2 protein-coding genes are annotated in these 4,109 nt (G+C 43.7%); one reads left to right on the forward strand and one right to left on the reverse strand.

Going from position 1 to position 4,109, the window contains the following annotated elements; all coding sequences use genetic code 11:
• Positions 1-471, reverse strand: a 471-nt coding sequence (locus V7Q33_RS16840) for an outer membrane beta-barrel protein (protein WP_333820567.1), incomplete at its 3' end; no start/stop codon positions are given.
• A gap of 224 nt (positions 472-695) precedes the next feature.
• On the opposite strand from V7Q33_RS16840, the gene V7Q33_RS16845 reads away from it, so the two are divergent.
• Positions 696-4,109 (forward strand): FG-GAP repeat domain-containing protein (locus tag V7Q33_RS16845; RefSeq protein ID WP_333820568.1); only part of this gene is annotated, 3,414 nt, incomplete at its 3' end.

The following is a 4,109-nucleotide window of genomic DNA, read 5'->3' on the forward strand; positions in this document are numbered from 1 at the left end:
CCCTTGTCCCCCCAACAAATAGGCAATGTTGGGGCCTACGCCTCCATACCATTTAAATTCCCTGTTTTTACCCAGTTGTCCTTTGAAATGCATGGTGAACAAAATGGGTATCTCGAAGTATTTATAGGTCACCTTATCTTTCAAATACGGATCAATTTTACCGGAAACGGTTTTACTTTTTGTAGAATAAATGTATTCTGTGTGCAAAAAGTACCTGTTTTTTACCTTGAATGCGAGTACCAGACCGGCACTATACCCCCCTCCGGGTCGAAAGGAAGCTGTGTCTTTGAAATGCTTGTCATCCATCCGTACTTGGTTGAGTTGGCCTCCCAGCTTCACACCCGCACGAACAATCTGAGCCTCAGCACGCTTAAGGGTAGTAATGGATAATAGAAAAAAGAGAGTAAAGATGCAGTTGAGAGTAAATGGCATGTTCCAACGCAAAACTGATTTGGCTTTCGCAGACTTCATGTGCAAACAATAGAGTGAATAGATTATAAAGCTTGCTTCTTTTTTTTCTAAAAAAGCGCAAAACAGCTTTCAATTATTACTTATCACCAAATATAGGTGATGTTGTAAATTTTTTGATACCTAAATAAAATACCTTTCTGTGGTATTTGTAACTTGAGAATAAGAGTAACCCCACGTTGACTTAATAACCCTCAGGTCCAGTTTATAGTCTTTGATCTTACCCTATGAAAAAACTGTTGTTGGCACTATTAGTAGTGTTTAATATTTACGCCTACGCACAGGAAACTAATTGCGGCGATGGCATTGATAATGACGGTGATGGATTTGTTGATTGTTTTGATGGCGACTGCCGAGGCAACTCGCTCTGTAAGGATTTCTATATAGGACAGGACAAGGCTTGTCAGGTACCTCCAACAGGATCGGTAGCTTTTGGAATGAAGCTTGAATCGGCTTCACCGGACCGTATGACCTATACCTCCGGAAGAATGGCGGTAGGTGACCTCGATAGTGACGGTATTCCGGAACTTGTTACGGTGCATCCGGATGATAAAAAGCTATATATATTGAATGGACAAAATCTTTCCATTAAATATACCGGTATCATTTCCGGGACTGCCGAGTATTATGATCACGCTATAGCAGATGTTAAAAACGATGGATGCGCGGATATCTTTATCGTTGAAAAATCCGGTAGTAATTATTATGTAACGTCTTATGATTGCCAGGGAAACAAGCAATGGTCAACACAGGCTTATGGTCAGCCTATTACCCTTGGACTGGCGGATTTCGGGAGTGACGGTAAAGTGGAGTTATATTACCGGAACGAAATACTGGATGCTGCCACCGGAACACGCCTCGTAAAAGGAAGTGGAACATGGACGGCTATTGATGCAGGGCCGGTTGCCGTAGATATATTCAGCACTACAGATTGTGCATCGTGTACAGGTCTCGAACTCGTATTGGGTGGAAATATATATTCCGTAAATTTAGGAGCCAGAACTTTGGACGCTGGTTCTCTCACGCTGGTTAAAAGCATACCGGCATCCGCCAATTATTATCCCAAAAAATCAAGCTTCGGATATATCACCAGCTTAACCAGCGTGGCCGACTATAATCAGGATGGTTTCCTGGATGTACTTACCAGTGGTTCATTGGGTTCAACGACAGGAACTACGGCTGCCTTTTTCTGGGATGTTAAGAATAATACTGTATCAGTATATAAAACCTCTAATAACTGGTCTGAAGGTACCGGTCGTTTGAATATCTCTGATATTGATGGTGATGGGAAGTTGAATACAACGTTCGTGTCAGGGAGCAAACTGTTTGCCTTAAAAGAAGACTTTACACTAATGTGGTCAATCAATATTCAGGAGGGAACTTCCGGATATACAGGGGCTACTGTCTTCGACTTTAACAATGATAAATCGAACGAGATTGTATACCGTGACGAAGCCTATCTTTATATTATCAACGGAAAAACCGGTAACATCTTTACCCAGACAACGTGTCACTCACGTACTGCGAATGATTACCCGATTGTAGTAGACGTGGATGGAGATGGATCGACAGAAATATGCGTTACCTGTGCTACAAATGATGCCGATAATATTAATGACTTTTCACGGGCTCCCTATGGGCAGATACGGACCTATACTTCCAGTCTCCAGGCGTGGGTGCCCTCACGAAGAGTATGGAATCAGCACGGATATTTCAATGTAAACGTAAACGATGACCTTACCATCCCACAGGTACAACAAAAACACCACTTGGTATTCTCCACCGGTTCACCGTGTAATCCTGGCGATAACAGGCCACTCAATTCATTTCTTAACCAGTCGCCATTCCTCGATTCGAAGGGATGTCCAACTTACGCAGCACCCGACCTGGTATTTGATCCAAACTCATCCATTACAGTAAATAAACCTACCTGCCCGGATAAGAACTTTACCATATCCTTTACCATCAAAAACTCGGGTAATTTAGGGCTGTCGGGATCTTTACCGGTAACATTTTATAGTGGAGATCCGCGGGTGGCAGGAGCAGTCAAACTTAATACGCAATACCTTAATGTCAGTAACTTAAATATAGGTGATACCTTTGCAGCCAACAACATTACCGTGCAGGGAACTGGCGGTAATTTTACATTATATATTGTAGTAAACGACAACGGAAGTACAACACCATTGTCGCTGCCGAATACCAATTTTTTTGAATGTAACTATACCAATAACCTGACTTCTGTAAGCGTAAGCCCGCTTCCCTTTAGCATTGAGGCCGCCTTAATCTCTGATAACACTAAATGTGCTACTACAACAACGGCCCCTTCCGGAGCGGTAGAGGCATACCGGTTGGTGAATGGTGTAAAAGAAACAGTAAACTATACATTTTACTGGTTCAATAGTGCTACCGCAGGAGATACCACCACAGCCAATTATAAAGGCCCTATATATACCGGACTAACAGAAGGCACGTATTCGGTATATGCTATACATAAAGGAATGAAGTGTGGGTCTGATACCAAGACCGTTACGGTGGGCGTGCAGTCACGTACATTGAACGTGACGATTGTGGAAGATTCGCCCTATACGAGTTGTAAGCATCCGGATGGCAAGATGCACGCTATCGTTAACGGAGGTGATCCGTTTGGTAATTACGACTATGCCTGGTATGCCGGATCTGCTGTACTTACAGGGCCGATCTTGTCGAAGAGTCACGTAATCACAAATGTAGATGCCACAACATACTCTATTTTGGTTACGGAGAAATCAACAGGATGTACATCTAATCAATCATTCCAGGTAACAGACAAAACGGTTAAGCCGATTGTAACCGCTACTACTACCGATGCAAATTGTAACCCTGCCAACTCAGGTAGCGCACAGGCAACGGTAGGCGGAACGACCAATGGATATACCTTCGATTGGTATAATGGAGCCAGTATAAAACCTTCCCCCGATTTTACAGGCGATGCTTATACCGGTCTCACCGCCGGATCATATCTGGTAATCGCTACCGATAAAAACACCGGATGTGTTTCTCCAAGCGTTCTTGTTACCGTAAAATCAAAACAGATTCAGCAGGTTACAGCCAATGTTACCGCATCGCAGACTTCTTGTATAACCACCAAACCCAACGGCGCTGCTGCTGCCAATATTAATGGAGTAACGGCCGGCTATACATGGAAATGGTTCAAGGGAAATAATACCTTGGCTGCAAACCAGATCGGCACCACACCGTCTATTACTGGTCTTGCTGCAGGAGTGTACACCGTACAAGCAACAGATGCTTCCGGGTGTACCGATACAGAGATCGTTACTGTAGTTGATAATTTGATTACTCCCACAGTAACTGCGTCTGTATCCGGCAACCAGACAAACTGTTCACCTGTTAATGGCTCTGTTACGGCAACCGCAGCAGGCTCTGCGGGACCATTTCAATATTATTGGTTCAATGGAAATATAGCGACTCCGGATACAACAGCTTCCAATTTCAAAGGTGCAACGTATAGTGGCTTGGCTGCCGGATATTATACCGTGGTAGCTGTTGACAAGCTTACGCGATGTGCTACTGCGAAAGCCACCGTTCAGGTAATGAATAATACGGCGCTGCCAGCCATTACTACTTCTGTTGTTAATCAA

This window comes from Ohtaekwangia sp., from assembly GCF_036786105.1.
In the GTDB taxonomy this organism is placed as follows: domain Bacteria; phylum Bacteroidota; class Bacteroidia; order Cytophagales; family Cyclobacteriaceae; genus Ohtaekwangia.